The 299-nt window shown below is 30.4% G+C and carries 1 protein-coding gene; it reads right to left on the bottom strand.

Annotated features, from left to right (window positions below):
* On the bottom strand, nucleotides 1–196 hold a 196-nt coding region (locus AACQ14_RS24085; RefSeq protein WP_339366073.1), incomplete at its 3' end, for a hypothetical protein.
* Between the last annotated feature and the right edge of the window lie 103 nt (nucleotides 197–299).

Raw genomic sequence — 299 nt, 5'->3', positions numbered from 1 at the left:
CGATGAAATACAAATAATAAGTTATTATTTGTATTTCATCGTTATTATCATCAGCATTCCAAGATAATTCTATCTCTCCGTTAGTTTCAGAATACTGAGTAAAATTGTATATTACTCTGCTAGAAACAGCGGACACCATAGTTGTGTTAATAAATAGACTGGTTATTATTGTAAGTATTATAACATATTTTTTCATTAAACTCATTCCTCCCCTCTAGACTTTTTTATCACTCAATCTTGGACCATATGCTAAATACTTCTCCATACTTCATACTGTCTTTTGCCCTTATATCATTGGC

Source organism: Vallitalea maricola (genome assembly GCF_036985595.1).
Taxonomy (GTDB): domain Bacteria; phylum Bacillota; class Clostridia; order Lachnospirales; family Vallitaleaceae; genus Vallitalea; species Vallitalea maricola.
Note: the sequence above shows the minus strand (reverse complement) of the source record. Positions and strands in the feature narration are given on the sequence as shown.